The sequence below is a fragment of the Streptomyces sp. N50 genome, from assembly GCF_033335955.1.
Taxonomy (GTDB): Bacteria; Actinomycetota; Actinomycetes; order Streptomycetales; family Streptomycetaceae; genus Streptomyces.
Window position 1 is genome coordinate 5,021,073 of the sequence record NZ_CP137549.1, and the last position, 21,555, is coordinate 5,042,627.

Consider the following 21,555-nt stretch of genomic DNA (forward strand, 5'->3'; position numbering starts at 1 on the left):
GGTGGAGCGATCGATCTGAAGTCCGGTGCTGTCGGCTGATGGTGACGGACTGTCGATTGAGGAGACCGACTGCCGTGTTTCCTCAAGCAACGCCGACGACGTGTTCCCCGGGGAAACAGTGAGCGAGAGCACCCGCCAGGGAACGGGCTTGTGCGCGGGGGCGTCGCCGCAGGTGAGTCGGTCGATCGCGGCGTGCGCATGCTCAGTGTCACGTAGTGGACCGGCGGTGACTATGCCAACTTTCAGTTGGCAGACTACGAGTCTGCACATCCGGAACTGTTGCGTGTAAGGTCCGCTCGGGCTGGTGAAACCCAATACACGAGCACCTCACCTGTCGGGGTGACAGTGATGGGTTTTGGCATACCCTGTGTGTGGGGACATGTCGGGGGATATGGGCTGGAGTATGTATGAGGGCCTACGGCCATGAAACGGACGGCGTCACCGCCGTTTCCGAGGAAGCCGCCTACTTGGCGGCAGCCGCGAAGCGTCTCCTCGATGAGCAGACGCTCGCGAGTACCGCGGACTGGATGACGGAGAACGCGGGTCCGACGGTGTCGGGCAGGCCGTGGTCGACGACGACGCTCCGTCGCAGGCTGCGGAATCCAGCGATCGCCGGACTGAGGGAGAACGCCGACGGCGAACTGGTGAAGGGGCCGGCCGAGAAGCTCGTCGACCGCGAGACCTTCGACGCGCTGCAGGAGCTGTTCACGCGCAACGAGCGCGGCCAGGGCGACAAGCCGAAGCACGTGCACTACCTGTCGGGCGGCATCGCCACCTGCGGACTGTGCCGGAGCGCTCTGGTGTCCCGGTCTACAGCGAACGGCGGGCGCGGATACGTCTGCGAGACCGAGGGCTGCGGCAAGGTGCGTATCTCCGCGGAGCCGTTGGATGAGTACATCGGCGAGCGGGTGCTCGCGCACCTGAAGGACAAGGCGCGCCTGAAGTGGCTCGGGGTGGTCCGGGACCAGTTCGCGGCGGAAGCGAAGAAAGCGGCCGTCTTCCTGGAGCAACTCACCGCTCACAAGGCGGAGTTGGCCCGGGCGTACGGCGTGAAGGACCTGACGCTGGCGGACTTCAAGGAGGCCAAGGCGGCACTCGACGGCAAGCGCAAGGAGGCCATGGCGTTGGTGCGCCGGGGTAAAGCCCTTGAGGAGCTGCCGGAGTTGACGCCTGACGGGCTGGAGAAGTGGTGGACGTCGACGGCCGGCAGGGAGCAGAGGCGCGCGCTGGTGCAACTCGTCGTAGCCGAAGTGCGCGTGGGTCCGGCAACTGTCCGCGGGTCACGGCGCTTCGATGAGGCCAGGTTCGACATCGAGTGGCGATAGCCCAACTGGCGGACTCTGCTTGCTGGTTCACAGAGGCCGATAGATTTTAGATGGCCTTGGTTTGTTCCCACACAAGTTGTTGCCTTCCTGTGGGGAGCGGCATAGGCTGACGATCTTGCGCTCCGTGTAACGCTTGGTCACCGATCGTGGCGCCGATGGGTGATGCGTGCCGGAGGGTGAATCGGGGCGCGGACTGTCGCATGGTCGCGCCATGGGGCAGGAGGAGCGCGTGAAACGGGGCATCCCGCCGAACGGCGGGGGTGGCAATGAGCCGCAGGAGGATGACGGGGGTGGGGGCGAGCCATCCGCCGAGGACCTGTGGCGGTATGGGGAGATCCTCAAGGTGCTGATGGGGGCGGACGTTGAGGTCGACTCTGATGACTAGGTTCTACATGTGTTGGAACGGATCAAAGTCAGGCGCGCAACTCAATTAGGCAGAGAAGGTGCCCCGGCCACTCCATTGGAGGGTCGGGGCGTTGTGTTTGACTCCGAGTCATATCGAATGGTTGCGCGAATTTAAAAGTAAATCAAACTTGACGGTCAAAGTTGACTGACAATAAAATGTAGTTATCACCTCACAGGAACCCCTCCTGCGAGTCCGATGAGTGCGAGGAGTCAGCGACATGAGCGTCAACGAGGCGAGCATCGAAGTCATGGCCATCCCCCTCGGTGAGATCGAGCCCAACCCCGACCAGCCCCGCAAGTTCTTCGACGAGACCAAGTTGGAGGAACTGGCCGCGCAGTTCCGGTCGGTCGGCCAGCTCCAGCCGATCGTGGTCCGCCCGGCCGGCGACACGTTCCAGATCGTGATGGGCGAGCGCCGGTGGCGGGCGATGCACCTGGTCGAGGGTGCCGAGACGATCGAGGCGAAGGTCGTGTCGAGCGTCGACGACGAGAAGGCGTTCGTGATGAGTATCTCCGAGAACGTCGGGCGTGCGGACATGACGCTCATGGAGGAGGCGCAGGCGTACGCGGACCTGGTCGGGCTCGGGTATGTGGCGCAGGGCATCGCGGAGTTGTTCGGCAAGACCAAGGACTACGTGGTCTGGCGCATGGACCTGCTCAACCTGACGACCGACATCGCGGAGCTGGTCGCCGAGGGCAAGATCAAGGCGGACTTCGCCTGGTACCTGTCCAAGCTCTCGCCGGCCAACCAGAAGGTCGCCGTCACCCGGTACATGAAGGGCGACTTCAAGACCGAGACCGACGCGTCCACCTTCGCGCAGGCCCTGCGGATGAAGGAGGACCAGGAGGGCTTCTTCTCCGAGAAGGAACTGTCGGAGAAGGAGAAGGAGGAGAAGTCCAAGGAGCGCAGGCAGGCCAAGTCCAAGGTGGACCAGGTCGAGCGCGCCGGGACCCTCCTGGAGGAGCTGTCGCAGCTGACCCCGACCGAGTTGGCGGAGCTCTTCGAGGGCGAGGTGGGCAAGCACCTGGACGCGGTGGACCGGGTCCGCAGGGCGGCGGCGGAGGTGGCGAAGAAGCTGCGCAAGGCCAAGGCCATGTCCGAGGCGAAGCAGCTGACCGTGCGCCCTGAGCTGGAGGTCGAGCCCGAGGCGGACGAGGAGGAGCCCACGGAGGTGGAGCTCACCGAGGTGGAGGTCGAGGCCGACCTGGAGGCGGCGGCCTGATCCCGCTGCTCTGCGTACGGCTTGGTGGCCGGTGCTTCCGTGAGGCGGGAGCCCCGGCCACTGGTGTTCCGGGGCCTGGGCCCGCCCTGCGGTGGGGCGAAAGTGGGGTGGAAGTGGGGTGTGGCGGCTCGGTCCAGGCGTGGGGCGTGGGTCGCGCCTCTGGAGGTGGGAGCTGCAACTCGCGCGATAGTAGACACTTGACGATTGAATCTCATTCGAGATAAAATGATATCGGCAATATTCTTGTTCCTTGGCGGCGCGGAGGGGCGATGGGCGTGGTGGACCGTGACCCGCGTCTCGTGATCAGCTCCGGTGGCGCCATGGGCAAGGTGCCCGAAGTGCGGTCGCCCGCCATGGGCGCGACAAGGGGTCGGACCCCGACCGTCCGCTGTGTGGCGGTGCGGGTCGGCGTGAAGGAGGAGCATGTTCGAACTGTTCACATGCAGGTATCAGGGCTTCGAGTCCGCCATGGGCACCCCGGTGCGCATCACCTTGTCCGCGCCGAGGTGGACGCTGCCGTATGTGCTGGAGCATCAGGTCCGCGAGGCGGCGCCGAGTCGCGAGTACTTCGGGTCGCCGCGGCCGGACTTCGAGAGGGCCTACCGGGCGCAGCTCGACAGCTTCGGTGTCGACTTCTTCGGGCCGCGGTTTCAGGAGATCGCGGTCGTGGGACGGGATCTACGGCTGGTGCTGCTGTGCTTCGAGGACCTGGCGAAGCCGGGGGCGTGGTGCCATCGGCGGATGTTCGCCACGTGGTGGCGGGAGCAGGCCGGGGCGCAGGTGCGGGAACTCGGCCCGCTGGGGCCGGCGTACGAGCAAGGAGTGTTGCTGTGAGCGATGGCGTGCGTCCCGATTGGGTGCGGATGAAGCGCGAGGACTTCGAGGCGGGGCCGCCTCCGAGGCCGACGCCGCCGGGGCAGATGGAGCTGTTCGAGCCTGGGCCGACGAAGGCCAAGGTGAAGCCGGGGAGCGTCGAGCCGGACCCGGTCGGCACGATGGATCTGCTGGAAGCCCTGGACGCCGGCGAGTAGCCGGATCTGCCCCGGTCTGAGGGGTGTTGGATGTGTGGCGGGCGCGATCAAGCGCCCGTCACATATGTTGAGACGGTTGAGTGTCTGATGGGTTCAAGGTGTCGGTGGGGGTGATCTTCCCGGTTGAGCCCACCGCGCGCCGGTAGTGCACCAGGCAGCACGCCCCGCCCCCGGTGGGGAGGAGTCCGTTCGAGTCGGGCCCGGCGCTCGAGGATGCGTCCACACAGGTATGTGGTGTGGAGCCGACCAGCCACGGAACCAAACCCCTCCAGGCGTCCCCCGCGCCTCCTGGTTCCTGAGGAGGCCCGGCACGGCAGGACCAGCCCCCTGCCCCTCCGGGCCCGCATCCCACCTGTTCGAGAGCGAACGACGAACTACGAACTCAGAACGACCAACTCGCTTGGGGAGGACCGGTGTTCCACGGCTCGATCCCCGCAGACCTCCGCGCGATCATCCACGAGCACACGGCCACCTGGGCCGGCCAGTCCGAGGACATCTACGTCGGCTGCTCCGGCAACTTCACCATCGAACGCGTCCTGCACGATGCCGGGTTCCGGCTGCACGGCTGCGACGTACAGCTGTACTCCTCCGCGATCGGCTGGTACCTCGCCGGGCGGGAACTGCCCATCACGATCCGGCCCGAGTCGTACGGCGAACTCGACTGGCTGGCCCCCTACATGGATGGCCGGGCCAGCACGCTCGCCGTGGTGATGCTCGGCTCCCGCTTCTTCCAGTGGATCGGCCGTGGAGCCCACCCGTACTACGGGCGGATGCTCCGCGCGTACCAGCAGCAGTTCCCCGAGCTGCACGCCAAGACGGTCGCGAAGATCGAGGCGCTGCCGCTGCGGCTCGCGTCGTACGCGGCGATGGACGTCAACCAGTGGCTGGCCGAGCAAGTCCCGCCGGAGGCACCGGTGGTGGCGTTCCCGCCGTTCTTCGCCGGGGACTACGAGTCGCAGTTCGCGGCCCTGGACAAGCACCTGGACTGGCCGGCCCCGGAGTACCCGACGTTGGACGACGCGGCGAAGGAAACCCTGATCGAGCGCATCACCGACCGGCCGCACTGGGTGCTGGGCCTGCACTTCGACGTCGACGAACTCGCCGGCCAGCTGCGCGGGCAGGTGCAGACCGCCAACCGTGGTGTGCCGATCAACGTGTACTCGTCGGTGGCGCGTTCGCGGATCGTGCGGCCCAACCAGCGGCTGGAGATGGTGAAGGCTCCGCGGCTGACACCGGGGCAGCGACTGGGTGAGCAGCTGACGCTGGCGCCGCTGACGATGGGGCAGTTCGCGACGCTCCGCTCGCAGTACATGAACCACAACATCCGCCCCGGCACCCCGACGATGGCGCTCGCGGTCCTGGTGGACGGGGTCGTGGCAGGCGCGTTCGCGTACGCGACGCCGAAGTACGACCCGCACAACGTGTACCTGCTCTCCGACTTCCCCGTGGCCCCGACCTCGTACGGGCGCCTGGCGAAGCTCGTGCTGTACGCGGCACTGTCGACGGAGGCGCAGTTCCTCGCGCAGCGCGCCATGAACACCCGGCTCACGCGCTTGAACACGACGGCGTTCACACAGCGGCCCGTGTCGATGAAGTACCGCGGGCTGCTGCGCCTCAACTCGCGCAAGGACTCCGCCGATCCGGCGTACCGCTACCAGCTCGACTACGGCTCACAGCTGGGCCGCTGGTCGCTCGCCGACGGGTTCGCGCAGTGGCGGAGCAAGCACGGACGAGCGGACGGGCTGAAGGCGGAAGGATCGAAGGAGGAGCAGGCCCAGTGACGGAGTCCATCAAGCCCCACATGGTCGAGGGCGATCCGCGTGATCTGACGCTGCTGGACGTGAACGCGCGCTTCATGCGGCACGAGCAGTTCCAGCGCCTGGTCGCGAATGTACGGGAGGACGGGGCGCTGACCTCCACGCCGCTGGTGTGGAACGACGCCGAGAGCGGCCGTCGGATCGTGCTGTCCGGCAATCACCGTACAAAGGCCGCGATCGAGGCGGGCCTTGAGCGGATCTTCTGGTTGGAGATCACCGAACCCCTGCCGAGGCAGCGGCAGATCGCCCTCCAGCTCTCCCACAACGCGATCACGGGCGAGGACGACCCGGCCACTCTCAAGGCGTTGTACGAGGAGTTGGAGGACGTCTCCATGCGCCTGTACTCCGGTCTGGACGACAAGATGCTGGAGCTCCTCGAAGAGGTCACCGTCCCAAGCCTTGCCGAGGCCAACCTGGACTTCGCGACCGTACAGATCGTCTTCCTGCCGGACGAGAAGGCAGCCGCGGAGAAGGCGCTGGAGAACGCGCGCAAGGCGGCTTCGGCGGACGCGCGCTGGCTGGCCCGCATCGACCAGTACGAGAGCGTGCTGGACGCCCTCGACACCACCAAGGGCGCGCACAACATCGGCAACGTCGCCGCCGCCTTCGCGATTCTCCTCACCGTCGTCGAGAGGCATCTCGGGGAGTTCGCCGCGGGCTGGTACGACCCGGACGAGCAGATCGCCACGCGCAAGGGCACAGCACCGATCGAGACGGTGCTCGCCACGCGCACGATGCCGGTCGACGCCGCGGCGGTCGTGCAGCGGGCCATCGACCGTATGGAGCACCACGGCGACATCGAGCCGGGGCAGCGCTGGCGGGCCCTGGAGCTGTGGGCGGCCGACTACCTGGCCGGTGCCGCGTGAGCCACGCCGACGTCCAGACCATCCAGGTGCGGGGTGACCGATGAGCACCGCCCGGACGGCGAACGACGCGCTGTACCGCAAGCTGCTCGCCGAACGGTACGGGCCGCTGGAACGGGTGGAAGCCGAACGGTTCCCCGTGGCCGCCACCTCCGCTGATCGAGCGGTCGGCGCGGACGAGGAGCAGTGGCGCCGCCAGGTCCGCGAGATCGCGACCCGCTACGGCTGGACACTGCAGTACCACACCGCGGACTCGCGCCGTTCTGACCCGGGCTGGCCGGACGAGGTCTTCGGGAACCCTGCCCAACAGCGCACGCTCTTCGTCGATTTCAAGACCGACACCGGCCGTATCCGCCCTGCCCAGCGCGTCTGGCTCGCGCACCTGGCGAGCAGCGGCTTCGAGGTCGCGCTGTGGCGACCCCGCGATCTCCCCACCGTGCTGTGTGTTCTCGGCCCCGCCCGCCAGCGTGCCGTACTGCCGTCGACCTTCAGGGGGCCCGCCGCGTGAACAGCCCGTCTGTCGTCGAACTCAACCGGCTCCACGCGGAGATGGACCACCTGGTCACCGTCCACCGGGCTGCCGCGCGCCTGGCCCGCACCCTGGCCGAACACCTTGCTGACGAACCGTTGCGCCTCGCCGACCAGCTCGTCCGCCTCCTCGACGGACAGCTGGAACCCGACGACGTGACCGCGGAGGACGCCCAGTGAACCTCGCCAAGGACGGCGCCTCCTGGGAGCGCACCGTCTCCGTCACCCCGCTGCCAGACGACGTACGCCGCAAGGCCGCCCTCCAGGCCGCCGGCCGGGCGACCGGCCGAAGCCGCGCCCAACGCCGTGCCGACTGTGCGGACCTGCTGGCGTACCTCGGCCTTCTCGACCTGAGCCTGCGTGGCGAGACGGCCGACTGACAGCGAGGCGAACGGGCCCTACGTAGCTGTGAACAGCCGCGTCACACAAGGACGGAGCGGAACGAGGTAGGAGCACCGAACGGATGGCAGAGCGCCCCGAGGCATGGGAGCGGCAGCCGGGCGAATCGGCCGCCGCATGGGAGGCGTTTGCCTGCTACCGCGACCTCGGGCTGTCCCGCAGCATCAGCAAGGTCGCCGACACCCTCCGCAAGGCCCGCACCCTGGTCGAGCGCTGGTCGACCAACCATCAGTGGGTCATCCGCGTCGAGGCGTTCGACCGCGAGCAGGACCGGCTCTGGAGGGCCGAGCGTCATCAGGCGTCGCGCGAGGTCGCTCGCCGTCACGCCCGGCTGGCCACCGCCGCCCAGTCGAAGATCATCGTCCAGCTGCAGCAGCTCGACCCGTCCCGCCTCAGCCCTGCCGACGTGATCCGCTGGCTGGAGGTCACCATCCGGCTTGAGCGGCAGGCGTACGGGATGGACCTCGCCGAAGCCGTCACCACGAGCGACAGCCCGGACCTTCCCGACGTGAGCGAGCTGAGCGACGAGGAGCGCCGCGCCCGCATGGAGCAGCTGCGCCGCGAGCTCGAATCCCGGATCGGCACGCTGGGCGGTGAGCCGCGGTGACCGACCGGCTCGCCGGATTCCCGGACCCGGCCGGAATCTCCGACGTCCAACTGCACGCCGAGATCACGGCCCTGATCGAAGCCGACGCCCGCTCCGCCCGCCGCTGGTCCTGCGACCGCGCGGCCTGCGACGGGCTTCCCCACGAAGGCTGGCTTCACCATCACGCGCGTGCCGCACAGCGCGTCCCCGACGGGGATTGGGCGGCCTGGATGCTGCTCACGGGCCGAGGTTGGGGGAAAACCCGCACAGCATCACAGACCGTCCACGAGTGGGTCACCACGCCCGGCACGATGATCGCCGTCGTCGCCAAGAACGCCACCCTGGTCAAGGAGATCTGCTTCGAGTCCCCCAAGTCCGGCCTGCTGTCTGTCATCCCACCCGAGGACATCCGCCGCTACAGCCCCGGCAACGGCCTGACCATCCTCCGCCTCAAGAACGGCTCCGCGATCTACGGTTTCGGCGCCGAGACCCCTGACAACCTCCGCGGCTTCGCCTTCGACAAGGGCTGGTTGGACGAGTACGCCGCCTGGAACCGCCACACCGCCCAGTCGGTGTACGACATGCTGTGGTTCTGCCTGCGCGAAGCACCGAGCCCGCAGGTCGTCATCTCCACCACTCCCAAGCCGCTCCCGCACGTCAAACGCCTCGTAGAGCGCGGCCGCCGCTCCAGTTCCTCCGTGGTCCTCACCACCGGACGCACCGAGGACAACCGCGCCAACCTCTCCGACGCCGCCCTCGCCGAACTCGACTCCGAGTACGGCGGCACCCGTCTCGGCAGCCAGGAACTCGACGGCGTACTCCTCGAAGACGTCGAAGGCGCCCTGTGGAAGCAGTGGATGTTCGAGGTCGAGGGCTTCCGCGTCGCCAGCCACGCGGTCCCGCCTCTGGAGCGCGTGGTCGTCGCCGTCGACCCGGCGGTCACCACCACCGACAGCGCGGACTTCACCGCCTTCACCGTGGCCGGCCGCTCCTACCCGCTGGAGCAGATGTACGGTGACCGCCGCCCCCGCGGCTACGTCCTCCAGGCCGAGCAGGACCGCTACACCCCGACTGCCGCGATGCGCCGAGCTGCGGCGCTGTACCACGAGCACCAGGCCGACTGCGTTGTCATCGAGGCCAACAACGGCGGCGAGTACCTCCCCGCCCTCCTCACCGAGGTCGACCCCACGGTCCAGTGGCGCATCGTCCACGCCACCCGCAACAAGCGCGCGCGGGCGGCCCCGGTGGCGATGCTCTATGAGCAGTCCCGCATCACACACGTCGGTACGCCCCGTGCCTTCGCCGCGCTCGAGGAGCAGATGACGACGTACGTCGGCGCCTCCGAGCACGAGGAGAAGTCCCCCGACCTCCTCGACTCCTGCGTGTGGGCACTCACGGACCTCTTCCTCGACGCCGGAGTGGCCGGCGCACCTTCAACGCCGACGGATGGCCGGCTTGCTGGTAGACGGTGATGGTGTCCCGCTCAAGAGCCGTATCCAGAAGTGAAGTTGATGAGCTCACGCGGCATTGTCAGTGGCCCCTGGCAGGATGAGATGTGTGACGCGGGACTACGAATCTGTTGCTGACCGAGCCCTCCAAATCCTCAACAAGCATCACCGTGGGTTGGTGCCTCTCGACGACCTCGCGAAGGATCTCCTCGTCGGGGCGGAAGGGGACTCGTCTGCTCCGACGTCCCCGGGAGAACTGGCGCAAGAACTACTTCAGGACGATGCCCGACGTACCGAGATGGGTTATCGCCAACGCTTCATGATCACTGGTGGAGCGGTACGGCTACGAGCTGAAGGCAACAAGGTCGAATTGGGCGTTGAGCGCTGGAACGCCCAGGTGAAGGCTGATCTGTTGGCCCAACTGAAGGCAGTACATCCACGGACCTTCGAGAACATCGTGGGCAGGCTGCTGGCAGCGATGGGGTACGAGGAGGTTCGAGTCTCTCAGTACTCGAACGACGCTGGGGTGGACATCGAAGCTGTCTTCGCGTCTGGTGGCATCGCCAGGACCCCAATCGCCGTCCAGGTCAAGCGCTACGACAAGCGGAAGACGGTAGGAAGGCCGGAGGTGCAGAACCTCCGGGGCGCTGCGGTTCGGCATCCCATGGGGTTGATCGTGACTACGGCCAGGTTCTCGCGGTACGCCCGCGTGGAGGCAGCTCGTGCTGAAGAGAAGCCGATCTACCTGATTGACGGCGACCATCTCGTGGACTTGATGACGAAGCACGGCGTCGGCATCAATTCATCCCCACTTGTTCTTCTGTCGGTGGATGAGCAGGGTCTAGCAAGCCCTGAGTCTGATGCCGTTGAGGAACTGGCCGCGACGGCTGGCGAGGTGCGATCCGGGAGTGCGGACTACATCCTCGAGAAGCTGCCAGGCGGACGAAGCGCGAACTACTTCGAGACTGTCGTTGCCATGGCGCGGCTCGCGCTGGGGCAACCGCCGTTGGTCGAGTACGTTGCCGCGTTTCAGCAGAGGTTCCCCTCTATCGGCCGCGCGGATGTTGCTCGACGCAGGATGCGCATCCTGCTCTCCTTGGGACTTGCCGAGATCGAGAGCGACCGAGTGGTGCTGACCTCGCTTGGGGAGGACGTCACCAGGACGGCAGATCCCCAGCTGCTCAGCACTGCCTTCCTGTCTCGAATTGCCGGAGCCAGCGAGATCAGGAATCTGGCGCGAGGCGCATCCGACATGACCGACTTGCGTAGAGAGCTTGGCGAGAATCCGCCACTCGGGTTGAGTCCGACGCAGGCATTGAGAGTGCTCAGGTGGCTCGATCAACTTCAGCTTCTATGAGCTCCCTTGGGAGCAGGACACGCGCCGAGGATTAGGCTGCGCCGACCCATCAGCCTTCCGACCAGACGGGAGTGGCCTGTGCGGCCCTGGCGCAACTTGATCATCGATACGTGGGGCGCGCTGGCGTTCAAGCCGGCGTTCCAACGTGCCTCCGAGAATCACGCCCTCGGGCTGCCTGGACATGCAGGTGCGGGGTGGGTGCCGGAGGCAGACCGGCGCCGCCTTGCCGCGTACACAGTGCTCGCCGCGTACGACACGAACCAGGCCGCCGCGCTGCTCGGCGAGGACGGCGCGGACCGGCGCGAGTACGGGGACCCGGCGCTCATCGTCGACCAGACGCTGACGCACCTGCTCGGTGAGACGCAGCAGATCGTCGTCGCAGGAGCAGAAGAAGCCGACCAGGCAGCACAGGATGCGGAAACGCTGCTGCGGGACTGGGCGGACTCCGAACACCTGTGGATGCGGATGCAGTACGCGGAGCGCAACGCGGTCCTGCTCGGAGACTCCGTGTACCTCCTCGCATGGTCGCGAGAGAAGGGACGACCGGTGCTCAAGACCATCGACCCCGGCTTCTACTTCCCAGTACTTCCGGACGGCGCGATTGACGCCGACGAGTACCCCGCACGCATTCACCTCGCCTGGGAGACCGCGGCCGACCCGGCGACGGGGAGCAAAGGCACGCTGCGCCGCGTCACCTACGAGCTCGGCCCGATCGGCGAAGGCGAGCCGATGACGCGCACGTACCCGTGGTCGGCGCGGCCCAGCGCACTCACCTGCTATCTGACCGACGCGGAGTGGGACTTGGACCAGGTGGACCGGACCGGCGACGTCGATTCCCTGTCGCTGAAGAGGGCCCGGTTTCATACGAACGCGGACGGAGATGTTCTCAACCACCTGGACCTGCAACTGGACTTCATCCCGATCATCCACGTGCCGAACACCATCAACGGCGCCGAACACTTCGGCCAGTCCAGCCTGATGAAGGCCGCCCAACTCATCGACGACCTCGGCGCGGCCGACACCGACAGTCAGCGGGCCTCGGCCACCACCGGCTCGCCGATCATCGGCCTGTCCGGCGCCCGCCTGCCCGTAGACCGTAAGTCCGGTCAGCCGCTCCCCGTACAGGTCCAGCCGGGCATGGTCTGGCCCCTCGGCGACAGCGGCCAGCTCACCACGGTGGACACTTCCACCCAGCTCGCCGAACTCCGCTCTTACGTCGACACGTTGCGCGATCGCCTGTCGGTGGTGACCCGTCTGCCGGCCAGCGTCCTGGGCACCATGGAAGTCTCCCAGGCCCCCTCCGGGTACGCGATCCAGCTCAGCTTCGGCCCGCTGGACGCCATGGTCCGCTCCATGCGCCTGGCCCGTGCGGCGAAGTATCCGCTGCTGCTGAAGATGGTGTTGCGCCTGTACCAGGCCGGCGGGGTGCTCCCGCCGGGCCAGCAGCCGCAGGCGTCCATCGCTCTCGGCTCCTACCTGCCCGCTGACCGGGCGGGCATTCTCGACCTGGTGACCCAGGGCGTCGCGGCGGGTGTGCTGTCGCTGGAGACGGGCGTACGGATGCTCGTCGACGCGGGCTTCCCCATCGATGACGCAGCGCTGGAGGTGGCACGTATTCAGCGTCGTACTCCAACAGCGGCCCAACAAAGCCAGGTTGAAGACGAGGAAGTGGATGACGAGGCAGCGTAGATACGGGGAATCTTCTTGCTGGTACGCGTGGGCAGGAACGGGACGGGTCTGGTTAGACTGCGCGCCGACGCGGGGGCGTCTGGGCGAGGAGCCCGCCGATGATCATGCACCCCGAATCCGCCATGCGGCCACCACTGCCGCTCGCACCGCTCAGATACCGCCGTGACGGCCGTCCGATCCTGCCGATTCTCGGAGCCTCCTCCGACGATTCCGGTGACCCGCCGACGGGCGATCCAGCCCCGACGGGTGACGTCGGAAATGCGACGGTGACCATCCCCCAGGAGGAGTTGTCCCGCCGCTTTGCCCGGGAGAAGGACCAGGGCCGCCGTGCGGGCGTACGAGACCTCCTCGGCAACCTCGGCTTCGACTCCGCGAAGTCCCTGACCGACTTCATCGACTCCCAGCGCCAGGCCGAGCAGGAGCGCAAGGACGCCGAACAGGCCCAGCTGTCCGAGGTCGAGCGCCGCGAGCAGACCGCCGCCGAACGCGAACGGCAGGCTGAGCAACGAGAGTCGGCTGCCGCGGCCCGCGAACGGGACGCCGCCCGCCGGGCACTCCTCGTCGGCCTCGGCGCCACCGGCAATGACCTGGACGACGCCGTCCTCCTGCTTAGCCGAGCCGCAGACCTCGACGCCGACACCGCAGCCCTCACCCAGGCCGCCGAGGACCTGAAGCAGCGCCGCCCCGAACTCTTCGGCCAGCAGCAGCCCCCGCCACCTCCGCCGGCCCCGCCCTCGGGTAGCCCGTCCGGCGGCATCCCGCCGCGCTCCGGCGGAACTCCATCGCGCCCCGGCTCGCTCGGCCTGGGCATCGCCCGCCGCCGCGGTCACCTCACCAACACCTGACGCCCCACGGGGACCGCGCCCCACCACCCACCCGCGGACGACGGCACCGCCCGGTGACCGTACGGACTCGCCGCTCACCCGGCCTGCCCGAAGGAACCCGGCGTGGATCTCCAGCCGATCACCTACTCCGAGTCCACCACCGCCGACCGCCCCTGGCTCGCCTCCCGGCACGGACTCGACACCCCGCTCACCGTTACTCTCGACGTCGCCCTGTTCACCAGCGGGACGCACTACAGGCTCAGCAGCCTCCTTCAGCCGCGCAACACCTTCCTCTCCGGCATCCCGCTCGGCCGCATCACCGCCACCGGCCTCTACGGACCGTGGGACAAGACCGCCACCGACGGCCGCGCCACCTTCACCGGCGTCCTGCTCGCCGAGGTCCCCTTCGCCTCGACGACCCCCCGCGCCGGAGCGGCCCTGCTGTGGCACGGCGTCATCGCGGCCGCCCACATCCCCGGCGGCTTGAACCCGGCGGACATCACCCAGTCGACCGCGCAGATCCACTTCATCTGATTCATCTGAAGAGCCGCACCGACCATGCTCGACACCCTGCTGCGCGACATCGACGCCGCCGACATCAACGCCTTCGCCCGCACCATGACCACCCCAGCCGACTACGAGCTGACCCGCACGGTCATGCCCGAACGCCGCCTGAACTCCGTCAAGTTCCGCATCAGGAGCAGCAAGCGTCGCGTGAACGCCGCGAAGTTCCGTGCGTACGACGCCCAGACCGCCGTAGCTCGCCGCCAGGCCGAGAAGATCGTCACCGAGGGCATGCTCCCGCCGCTCGGCCAGAAGCTGCTGATCGGCGAACTCGAACAGATCCTCCTCGACACCTCCCGCGGCGCCGACACCACGGAGTTCGTCGAGCTGCTCTACGACGACATCGAGCGCCACGTCGAGTCGATCCACAACCGCATGGAACTGGCCGCCGGCGACCTCCTCACCGACGGAGTCTTCACCCTCAACGGCGAGAACGGCCTCCACCTGGAAGCCGACTTCGGCGTCCCCGCCGCTAACATGCCCACGGCAGCGAAGCCCTGGTCCGACCCGACCAGCGACCCTCTCGCCGACGAACTGCGTTGGATCGAGTACCTGCGCTCCATCGGAGCCCCGCTCCCGGCCCGTGTGATCACCTCGTACAAGGCCCGAGCGACCCTTGCCGCGAACGACGCCTACCGCGCGGCGTACTACGGCAGCGTCAACGGCTCCGCCACTCCGACCGCGGTCCTCGCCCCGAATGAGGTCGAGGTCGTCCGCGCCCGTTACAACCTCCCGCCGATCACCGTCTACGACGTCCAGATCTCCGTCGACGACACCTACCAGCGCGTCATCCCCGAGGACCGCTGGATCCTCCTCCCGCCAAATCCGCAGTCATGGGCGGAGACCCAATACGGCATCACGGCGGAGTCCCTGGTCCTGTCCTCCGGCACCAACCCGGCGATCACCCGCGAAGACGCCCCAGGAATCGTCATCACGCATGGCTACCAGGACGACCCGGTCCAGGTCTGGACGAAGGGCGCCGCGGTCGCCATGCCCATCCTGTACGTCCCGGACATCCACATCACGGCGAAGGTCCTCTGATGCCCGCGGCCCGCACCCTCGCCGCGGCGGTCTTCGTCACCGACCCGACAACGCACGAGACCCTGCTCCTCCAGCCGGGCACGGCGATCGCTAACCCGGCGATCGCCGACCAGATCACCCACCCCGACGCCTGGGCCCCGGAACCGCCTCGCCAGCCCGGCCGCACCAAGGCCGAGACACCGTGACCCTCACCGACGCCGAATACGCCTACCTCCGCTCCGAACTGGGCGAAGCAGACCGTGCTGATCTGGACACCCGCTACCAGCGCCTCGGTTCGCTCCCGGCCGTTGCCACCGAAGTCCTCCGCGAGCGCAAGGCCGCTCTCGTGTCCGACCCCCTGGCTGTCACGGTTCAGGGGGTCGCCACTGTCAACAACGCGGAGAACGTGAAGGCCCTCGAGCGCCAGATCGCAGGGCTTGATGGCGCCGGGGACAGCGGAGGAGAGGTCCAACCTCCGACCCTGCTGGTGCGTCGCCCAATGCGCTGACCATCGAAGTGGGCGATTTGTGCCAATATCTGGACGGGCTGTCGGTGTTGGCGAAACTTCCCATTATTACCTGTGAAAGCGCTTTCTGGCCAACAGAATGCGTTACTCGGAAGAATGACATGCGTAGGTCCACAGAATGGTTGGCGACGGGATAGGGTGGGTCACCAACACGACTATGGGGTCGATGTATGGGCTGGCTTCCTGCGTATGGGCAGGCGTCAAAACAGGGGAACGAACGGGGGCGGCATGGAAGAGGTTTCGTTGTCCTCCACGTCCCCTGTCTCTGTCATCGCGCAGCGCCCCACCATCCGTGCCCGTGAAGCTGCCGCTCAATCCGTAGCCAAGCAACTAGTTGTCATCGAGAGCAACGAGAAGATCGAGAATCTTCTTGGAATCTTGAGGGTGCCCGCGCTGGATGTTCGACCTTTCTGCTCCACCGTGCGGGCGAGGAGAGCGCTCACGGCCAATGGAATGTGGAACATTAGGGCGCTCTTGAAATCGACGATTCCTGAAATCCTTGAGTTGCGGAATTGTGGACCAAGGACTGCGGAAGATATTTTGACCGCATTGCTACTGTCAATGGCATCTCCGATTCAGCATCACTTTCCCATCGGGGACAGCGATGAGCTTGGCGCAGCGCGACTGGTAAAAGCAGAAGAAGCGATTGAACCGTTGACTGCGCGTGGATTCATGGCGGCAATCCGCGGACGGAGGTCTGCCTGATGAAAGACCTTCGGGAAATTCCTATTTCAGATAGCTATAGAAGTGGTTCTGCTGATGTAGTTCAGGACTTTTATATCCCCTGCCTCGCGGTTGCGACGCGTTACGACCGCGCGGTGGGCTATTTCACCAGTGGCGCGTTGGCTGTCGCGGCGAGGGGGATCGAGGAACTTGAGCGAACAGGCGGGAAGATCCGTCTTGTCGCTAGCCCAAATCTGCAGAGTGAAGATGTCGAAGCGATCAAGCGTGGGTATGCACAGCGTGATGTCGTCAGTCGTGCTCTCACTCGAGAGCTAGAGGATGCATCCACACTGGCGGATGCATCGGTTGACCGGTTGGCGCTACTCGGACGTCTGATTGCTAACAGGCAGCTCGACATCAAGATTGCTTTCATGCGGTCGGAACGTGGCATTGGTATTTACCACGAGAAGATCGGCACGATTACGGATCGACTAGGCAACCATGTCGCGTTCACGGGGTCTCTTAATGAGACAGAATCGGCATTCCTTAATAATTTCGAGTCAGTGCATGTCTTTCGCTCGTGGAAGAACGAGGATGAAAATCGAGCGCGGGCGATTCAGCGGGACTTTGACGACCTTTGGCTAGGTCAGACGCCCAGCCTCGAAGTCATCGAATTCCCCGAAGCCGCCCGCCGTAAGCTCATCGAGCTTGGGCAGTCGCGTCGTCAAGATGGGCAAGTGACCGGGCGTGCACCCAACGGATGGCTAACTCTCCCGGAGAGCCTCGTGCTGAGGCGCTACCAGAAGGAAGCTGTCGAAGCGTGGCTCGCTGCGCGAGGGCTAGGCATCTTTCAGATGGCTACGGGCACAGGGAAAACGATCACTGCGCTTGCCGCTGTCGACCAGCTTGGACGTCAGCTCCGAGCTGTCGGCAGTCCACTTGTCACCGTCATCGTTGTACCGCTGCTTGGGCTTGCCGATCAATGGGCAGATGAGCTGCGAGACTTTGGAGTGACACCCATCCAATGTCGAGATTCATGGCAGGGGTGGGAGCCGGACGTGCGGGATGCACTTGCCGCTCTGGGCTCGGGCGAGCCACAACATCTTGCAATTTTGGTTACGAACGCGACCTTCGCCACCGAGGGATTTCAAAAGATCCTAGAGAAGATTACTGTTCCACTGATCCTGGTGGCTGATGAGATGCACAACCTGGGTTCGTTGAAGTTGCAGCAGAGTCTTCCCGAGAACGCGATCTTCCGGTTGGGATTGTCGGCAACCCCTGATCGATACATGGATGTCGAAGGTACTGCGGCACTGTCCGAGTACTTCGGTGACATTCTCGTGAATCTGGGAATCAAGGAAGCAATTGAGATCGGCGCCCTCACACCCTATAGATACTTTCCAGTGTTGGTTCCGCTAGATGACGAAGAGTCGGAACTCTACGTCGATCTGACCAGGGAAATTGGCAGGCTCATTGCGAAGGCTTCATCCGGAATCGACGTCGAGGATCGATTGGGGCAACTGCTGAGGAAGAGGGCGAATGTTCTTGGTCACGCATCCGGGAAAATTTCGGCACTGCGAAATGAACTCAAGGCTCGTAAGGATGACCCTTATCAGCTGATCTACTGTGCTGAAGGTGGGAAACCTACCCGAGACGGAGCCTCGGGTGCGCGACAAATTGATGAAGCGATGGCGCTTTCTGGATCTGAGCTTGGAATTCCCACACATCCGTATACGGCAGCCGAAGACACGCGTACTCGGCGTGAGGTTCTGGATGACTTCTCGACTGGTAGGAATATCAGAGTCTTGGCATCCATGCGCTGTCTGGACGAAGGGGTGGATCTTCCAGATGCGCGCATTGCTTACATGCTGGCTAGCAGCAGTAACCCTAGGCAGTTCATTCAGCGTCGGGGGAGGGTGCTTCGTCGGGCTGAGGGGAAGCGGCGTGCCGACATCATTGATTTCGTAGCCGTTCCGCCAGGATCACCAGAACTATACGAGCTAGAGAAGAAGCTTTTTCGACGCGAACTCGAGAGATGTATCGAGTTCGCCCAGTATGCAGAAAATCAGGGATTCGCATTGTCGTGTCTTAGGGAATTGCGTGAGCGCTATGACCTTATGGACGTGTAATCGAGAGGGGATGGGCTGATCGTGGAAGAAGAGCAGGAAATTGAAGAGATCTGGGGAGGGCTGAGCGAAGAGGCGCGCGAGCTCCTCTCGGAAGTCCTCAAGATCGAGCGAGAAAACCTGCACTTTGCGAAACCGGAGGGGATTGCTGACATGATCATCTCGAAGGTTGAGGGGCTCATTAAGTGAAGATTTCGTCGATCGAGATCCTGAACTTTCGCCCCTATGGGAATGAGCAAACAGCTCAGTTCTCCACCCTGGCAGGCAAGAATGTCACGACCCTCTATGGGACGAACGGTGGGGGGAAGACGACCCTGCTCAACGCCTTCACTTACGTACTGTATGGAAAGTTGAGCGAAGATCTCGAAGACAAAGAACGCCTGATCAACTCCGAAGCTTGGTCTGCTGCCGAGATTGGTCAGGAGGTGGTGATGTCGGTGACGCTCACCTTCGAGCATGATGGCAAGACTCATCGAGTCACCAGAAGGCGAGCGGTCACTAAACGTGGTCCGGATCAGGACGCCGGAAGGGAGGACTTCGAACTCCGAATTGAGGACGGGAGTGGCGTCTGGCGTAAAGTCAATAATCCGTCCAACGTAATCGAGAAGATTCTGCCTGGGCGGCTTGTTGGATTCTTCTTTATCAACGGTGAGCGCATCGAGTACCTGGCCAAGCAAGAGGCTTATTCGGAGATTCAGTCAGCGATCAAGACGGTGCTCGGTATCGAGCCGCTGGAGAGGGCGCGGCGCCATCTGCCGAGCGCTAGGAACAAGATCAGGCACAAGCTGAAGTCCGAGGAAGATGGCGGAATTGCCATCGACAAGGTCAATAAGGAGATCGATGATTTCGAGTCTGAGAGGGAGGAAAAGCGCGAGGAACACGACCTCCTCAGGTCGGAGATCGGGCACCTCAAGGCTGATGTAGAGAGCATCGATACGCGTCTGCGATCGCTCGAAGGCGCGGCAGAGCTACAGGAAGCTCGGGCACGGTGCGAGCGCCTCAAGGAAGATGCAGACGCAGCGCTAAGGGATGATCTGGAATCGCGCGTCCGACTCGTGCGTCAGTATGGCTATCTGACTTTTCTGCCTGGTTTGTCGGACCAGATCCATGTTGCTGGCGGTGTTTTGCGTGAACGTGGTCAGTTGCCGGCGCCGCTGAAGCAGACCTTCGTCGAGGACCTCCTTAGCGCAGCGGAATGCATCTGCGGAACTCACCTGCCCGAGGGGAGTCCTCAGCGCGCCAAGATCGAAGAGTGGTTGGCCAGAGCTGGACTCGCCGAGGTAGAAGGCGCGTGGGCAGTCCTTCAGGGGGCGATGCGCACTCTGGAGGAGCAGCGGAAGTCGGCAATAGAGGATCTTGAGCGACTCGACAAGAGTATCGATCAACGCCGCAAAACGGTACACGGACTCAAAGGTGACCTGGACGAGATCGCGGCCAAGCTCAAGAACGTTCCGGAAGAGGACATCTCACGGTTGGAAGCGAGGCGGGACGAACGCCTCCAGGCAATCGATGAGAAGACACGACGTCTCGGGGCCGTGCAGCTGCGTCTCGAGGAACTGGACACGCTCTTGAAACAGAAGAGTTCCCTGGTGGAGAAGCTCGAGGTAAAGAACGCAACCAATAAGCGGATCCAGAAGCGGATTGCCGTACTGCGGGAAGCGGAAGAGGCACTGGAGAAGACTCTTGAACTGCTCTCTGAACGCACTCGACGAAGCCTGGACAACCGCATTCGGCGCGTCTTCGAGAAGTCTTCACTGAAGGACTACACGCCGGAACTGACTCCGGACTTTGAACTCGAGTTGTGGATCGGATCCGGTGAGGAGCGCCGGCGCGCTCCCAAGTCGACTGGCGAGAACATGCTGCTTTCGCTGGCATTCGTAGCAGCGCTCGCCGAAGAATGCCGGAGCGTTGCCCAGAACGATGCTCATGCCCAGATGGACATGAGCGACTTCCCCGTGGTGTTGGATGCTGCGTTCGGAAATCTGGATGTCGACTATCGGCGGCGGGTCGCGACCTTCCTGCCGCAGATGGCGTCGCAAGTCATCGTGCTGACGAGCAAGGCCCAGGCAGAAGGTGCGGCGGAGGAGTATCTGGCCCCCTACGTCGGCAAGCAGTACGTGATCACGACGCACTCGAGAAAGGCAGACATCGAGGACGTGACTGAAACGATCAGTGTGGACGGGCGGGCGTATCCCTACCAGGTCGTGAGCGCCTCGTTCGATGGTGCGGTTCTGACGGAGGTGCAGGCATGAGCAGCGAGATCATTGCTGGCGACCTCCGCGTTCGCCGTCCTAAGGAGCGAGAGGTACTGGTCCAGCAGCTCTTGGCAGAGAACGACGGCATCTTCATCTCGATGGCCGAAGCGCTACTCTTCGCGGCGGCGTTGGGCTGGTCCCGGGACAGGTGCGAGCCGTTCGAGAAGACGGAGACGCAGATTCGCTTCGACGTATTCAAGAAGATGCCGACGGGTGAAGCTTTCATCGATGCCTTGGCTGTGATGAAGTCCCCCGGCGACCCCGAGATCCTTAGTGATGCCAGGGCGCCGGAACGTATCCGGATCTTCGAAGAGTACGCAAACGGCGGGCTCGCAGCCTTGCAGGGGGAGATCAATGCCTCACGCTCACCGGTTGCAGACACCCTTGTGGACCTAGTGCGTGAGGCGTGCATGGAAGACAGGGACAAGAGTAGCAAGGTGCCTGCAGACATCCGCAAGATCTTGTCCCGCCCGGACTGGTCCTGACGTCTTTCTGCTCACGTATAGATACGGTTCAGCGCGCGTTCAGCACACTTGCGGGCGAGCTGTTCCTGATCTCGCTAAGGGATGAGGCCGGCTGCCAGTGATCCACCCGCAATGACGGCGGCCCCCTGCTTGCACCAGGGAGCCGCCTGAGATGACCGATCCATCCCCATTAGGAGGAACAATCACTACCGAGGGTACGGGGCAAAGCTCCGAGACGAGAACCCCACCCCCTGAGCGTCCCGATCTGCGTCGCGGTTCCCGACCCGATGTGGTCGCGTACCTGGCCGCCGTGTTCGCCGTTGTGGTACTGGGGGGTGGGCTGCTGTGGAAGAACGAACTCGGAGCCAGTCACATCTTGCTCATCCCTACCGCGGGTGCCTTGCTCTTCCGTTCCTGGGCGCGCTTCCGGCGCCCCGACATG

At 64.8% G+C, this 21,555-nt stretch carries 24 protein-coding genes; all 24 read left to right on the plus strand.

What is annotated here, in order from left to right; all coding sequences use genetic code 11:
- Positions 1 to 407 precede the first annotated feature (407 nt).
- The gene (locus R2B38_RS22400; RefSeq protein ID WP_318017833.1) at positions 408 to 1,325 is read left to right on the plus strand and encodes a recombinase family protein; all 918 of its coding nucleotides are present in this window, start codon (positions 408 to 410) and stop codon (positions 1,323 to 1,325) included.
- 229 nt (positions 1,326 to 1,554) lie between these two features.
- Positions 1,555 to 1,710 (plus strand): hypothetical protein, encoded by a 156-nt coding sequence (locus R2B38_RS22405; RefSeq protein ID WP_318017834.1) that lies wholly within the window; start codon positions 1,555 to 1,557, stop codon positions 1,708 to 1,710.
- A gap of 238 nt (positions 1,711 to 1,948) precedes the next feature.
- Positions 1,949 to 2,953 (plus strand): ParB/RepB/Spo0J family partition protein, encoded by a 1,005-nt coding sequence (locus R2B38_RS22410; protein WP_318017835.1) that lies wholly within the window; start codon positions 1,949 to 1,951, stop codon positions 2,951 to 2,953.
- A gap of 423 nt (positions 2,954 to 3,376) precedes the next feature.
- Complete coding sequence (locus tag R2B38_RS22415; protein WP_318017836.1) at positions 3,377 to 3,787, plus strand: hypothetical protein; 411 nt, start codon at positions 3,377 to 3,379, stop codon at positions 3,785 to 3,787.
- Complete coding sequence (locus R2B38_RS22420; RefSeq protein WP_318017837.1) at positions 3,784 to 3,984, plus strand: hypothetical protein; 201 nt, start codon at positions 3,784 to 3,786, stop codon at positions 3,982 to 3,984. The genes R2B38_RS22415 and R2B38_RS22420 overlap by 4 nt, the downstream gene beginning before the upstream one ends.
- 413 nt (positions 3,985 to 4,397) lie before the next feature.
- On the plus strand, positions 4,398 to 5,765 hold the full coding sequence (locus R2B38_RS22425; protein WP_318017838.1) for a hypothetical protein: 1,368 nt from the start codon (positions 4,398 to 4,400) through the stop codon (positions 5,763 to 5,765).
- Entirely contained in the window at positions 5,762 to 6,667 is a 906-nt protein-coding gene (locus R2B38_RS22430; RefSeq protein ID WP_318017839.1) for a ParB/Srx family N-terminal domain-containing protein, read from the plus strand. Before R2B38_RS22425 ends, R2B38_RS22430 begins: the two co-directional genes overlap by 4 nt.
- Positions 6,668 to 6,707: 40 nt before the next feature.
- Positions 6,708 to 7,172, plus strand: a complete 465-nt coding sequence (locus R2B38_RS22435) for a VRR-NUC domain-containing protein (RefSeq protein WP_318017840.1) — start codon at positions 6,708 to 6,710, stop codon at positions 7,170 to 7,172.
- The gene (locus tag R2B38_RS22440) at positions 7,169 to 7,372 is read left to right on the plus strand and encodes a hypothetical protein (RefSeq protein ID WP_318017841.1); all 204 of its coding nucleotides are present in this window, start codon (positions 7,169 to 7,171) and stop codon (positions 7,370 to 7,372) included. The genes R2B38_RS22435 and R2B38_RS22440 overlap by 4 nt, the downstream gene beginning before the upstream one ends.
- Complete coding sequence (locus R2B38_RS22445; RefSeq protein ID WP_318017842.1) at positions 7,369 to 7,572, plus strand: hypothetical protein; 204 nt, start codon at positions 7,369 to 7,371, stop codon at positions 7,570 to 7,572. The genes R2B38_RS22440 and R2B38_RS22445 overlap by 4 nt, the downstream gene beginning before the upstream one ends.
- A gap of 83 nt (positions 7,573 to 7,655) precedes the next feature.
- Positions 7,656 to 8,198 (plus strand): hypothetical protein, encoded by a 543-nt coding sequence (locus R2B38_RS22450; protein ID WP_318017843.1) that lies wholly within the window; start codon positions 7,656 to 7,658, stop codon positions 8,196 to 8,198.
- Positions 8,195 to 9,649: a terminase large subunit domain-containing protein gene (locus R2B38_RS22455; protein ID WP_318017844.1), complete on the plus strand. Its 1,455-nt coding sequence runs from the start codon at positions 8,195 to 8,197 to the stop codon at positions 9,647 to 9,649. The genes R2B38_RS22450 and R2B38_RS22455 overlap by 4 nt, the downstream gene beginning before the upstream one ends.
- 154 nt (positions 9,650 to 9,803) lie before the next feature.
- Complete coding sequence (locus R2B38_RS22460) at positions 9,804 to 10,982, plus strand: restriction endonuclease (protein ID WP_318017845.1); 1,179 nt, start codon at positions 9,804 to 9,806, stop codon at positions 10,980 to 10,982.
- Positions 10,983 to 11,180: 198 nt separating this feature from the next.
- Positions 11,181 to 12,671, plus strand: a complete 1,491-nt coding sequence (locus tag R2B38_RS22465; protein WP_318017846.1) for a hypothetical protein — start codon at positions 11,181 to 11,183, stop codon at positions 12,669 to 12,671.
- Between the two features lie 266 nt (positions 12,672 to 12,937).
- Positions 12,938 to 13,516, plus strand: coding sequence for a hypothetical protein (locus R2B38_RS22470; protein WP_318017847.1), 579 nt, complete (start codon positions 12,938 to 12,940; stop codon positions 13,514 to 13,516).
- 102 nt (positions 13,517 to 13,618) lie between these two features.
- On the plus strand, positions 13,619 to 14,029 hold the full coding sequence (locus R2B38_RS22475; protein ID WP_318017848.1) for a head decoration protein: 411 nt from the start codon (positions 13,619 to 13,621) through the stop codon (positions 14,027 to 14,029).
- Between the two features lie 24 nt (positions 14,030 to 14,053).
- Positions 14,054 to 15,100, plus strand: a complete 1,047-nt coding sequence (locus R2B38_RS22480) for a major capsid protein (RefSeq protein ID WP_318017849.1) — start codon at positions 14,054 to 14,056, stop codon at positions 15,098 to 15,100.
- Positions 15,100 to 15,285: a hypothetical protein gene (locus R2B38_RS22485; RefSeq protein ID WP_318017850.1), complete on the plus strand. Its 186-nt coding sequence runs from the start codon at positions 15,100 to 15,102 to the stop codon at positions 15,283 to 15,285. The genes R2B38_RS22480 and R2B38_RS22485 overlap by 1 nt, the downstream gene beginning before the upstream one ends.
- A complete protein-coding gene (locus tag R2B38_RS22490; protein ID WP_318017851.1) occupies positions 15,282 to 15,587 on the plus strand; it encodes a hypothetical protein in 306 nt (101 codons plus the stop codon). The genes R2B38_RS22485 and R2B38_RS22490 overlap by 4 nt, the downstream gene beginning before the upstream one ends.
- Positions 15,588 to 15,833: 246 nt before the next feature.
- Positions 15,834 to 16,310: a hypothetical protein gene (locus R2B38_RS22495; protein ID WP_318017852.1), complete on the plus strand. Its 477-nt coding sequence runs from the start codon at positions 15,834 to 15,836 to the stop codon at positions 16,308 to 16,310.
- Complete coding sequence (locus tag R2B38_RS22500; protein ID WP_318017853.1) at positions 16,310 to 18,397, plus strand: DEAD/DEAH box helicase family protein; 2,088 nt, start codon at positions 16,310 to 16,312, stop codon at positions 18,395 to 18,397. The genes R2B38_RS22495 and R2B38_RS22500 overlap by 1 nt, the downstream gene beginning before the upstream one ends.
- 21 nt (positions 18,398 to 18,418) lie before the next feature.
- Positions 18,419 to 18,583 (plus strand): hypothetical protein, encoded by a 165-nt coding sequence (locus tag R2B38_RS22505; protein ID WP_318017854.1) that lies wholly within the window; start codon positions 18,419 to 18,421, stop codon positions 18,581 to 18,583.
- Positions 18,580 to 20,646 (plus strand): AAA family ATPase, encoded by a 2,067-nt coding sequence (locus tag R2B38_RS22510; RefSeq protein WP_318017855.1) that lies wholly within the window; start codon positions 18,580 to 18,582, stop codon positions 20,644 to 20,646. Before R2B38_RS22505 ends, R2B38_RS22510 begins: the two co-directional genes overlap by 4 nt.
- Positions 20,643 to 21,134, plus strand: coding sequence for a DNA phosphorothioation-associated protein 4 (locus R2B38_RS22515; RefSeq protein WP_318017856.1), 492 nt, complete (start codon positions 20,643 to 20,645; stop codon positions 21,132 to 21,134). Before R2B38_RS22510 ends, R2B38_RS22515 begins: the two co-directional genes overlap by 4 nt.
- The last annotated feature ends 421 nt before the right edge of the window (positions 21,135 to 21,555 follow it).

Bases quoted from the DNA above. Each gene is read 5' to 3' on its own strand.
- R2B38_RS22400 (WP_318017833.1), top strand. From the start codon at position 408: ATGAGGGCCTACGGCCATGAAACGGACGGCGTCACCGCCGTTTCCGAG.
- R2B38_RS22410 (WP_318017835.1), top strand. From the start codon at position 1,949: ATGAGCGTCAACGAGGCGAGCATCGAAGTCATGGCCATCCCCCTCGGT.
- R2B38_RS22415 (WP_318017836.1), top strand. From the start codon at position 3,377: ATGTTCGAACTGTTCACATGCAGGTATCAGGGCTTCGAGTCCGCCATG.
- R2B38_RS22435 (WP_318017840.1), top strand. From the start codon at position 6,708: ATGAGCACCGCCCGGACGGCGAACGACGCGCTGTACCGCAAGCTGCTC.
- R2B38_RS22450 (WP_318017843.1), top strand. From the start codon at position 7,656: ATGGCAGAGCGCCCCGAGGCATGGGAGCGGCAGCCGGGCGAATCGGCC.
- R2B38_RS22480 (WP_318017849.1), top strand. From the start codon at position 14,054: ATGCTCGACACCCTGCTGCGCGACATCGACGCCGCCGACATCAACGCC.
- R2B38_RS22485 (WP_318017850.1), top strand. From the start codon at position 15,100: ATGCCCGCGGCCCGCACCCTCGCCGCGGCGGTCTTCGTCACCGACCCG.
- R2B38_RS22495 (WP_318017852.1), top strand. From the start codon at position 15,834: ATGGAAGAGGTTTCGTTGTCCTCCACGTCCCCTGTCTCTGTCATCGCG.
- R2B38_RS22500 (WP_318017853.1), top strand. From the start codon at position 16,310: ATGAAAGACCTTCGGGAAATTCCTATTTCAGATAGCTATAGAAGTGGT.
- R2B38_RS22515 (WP_318017856.1), top strand. From the start codon at position 20,643: ATGAGCAGCGAGATCATTGCTGGCGACCTCCGCGTTCGCCGTCCTAAG.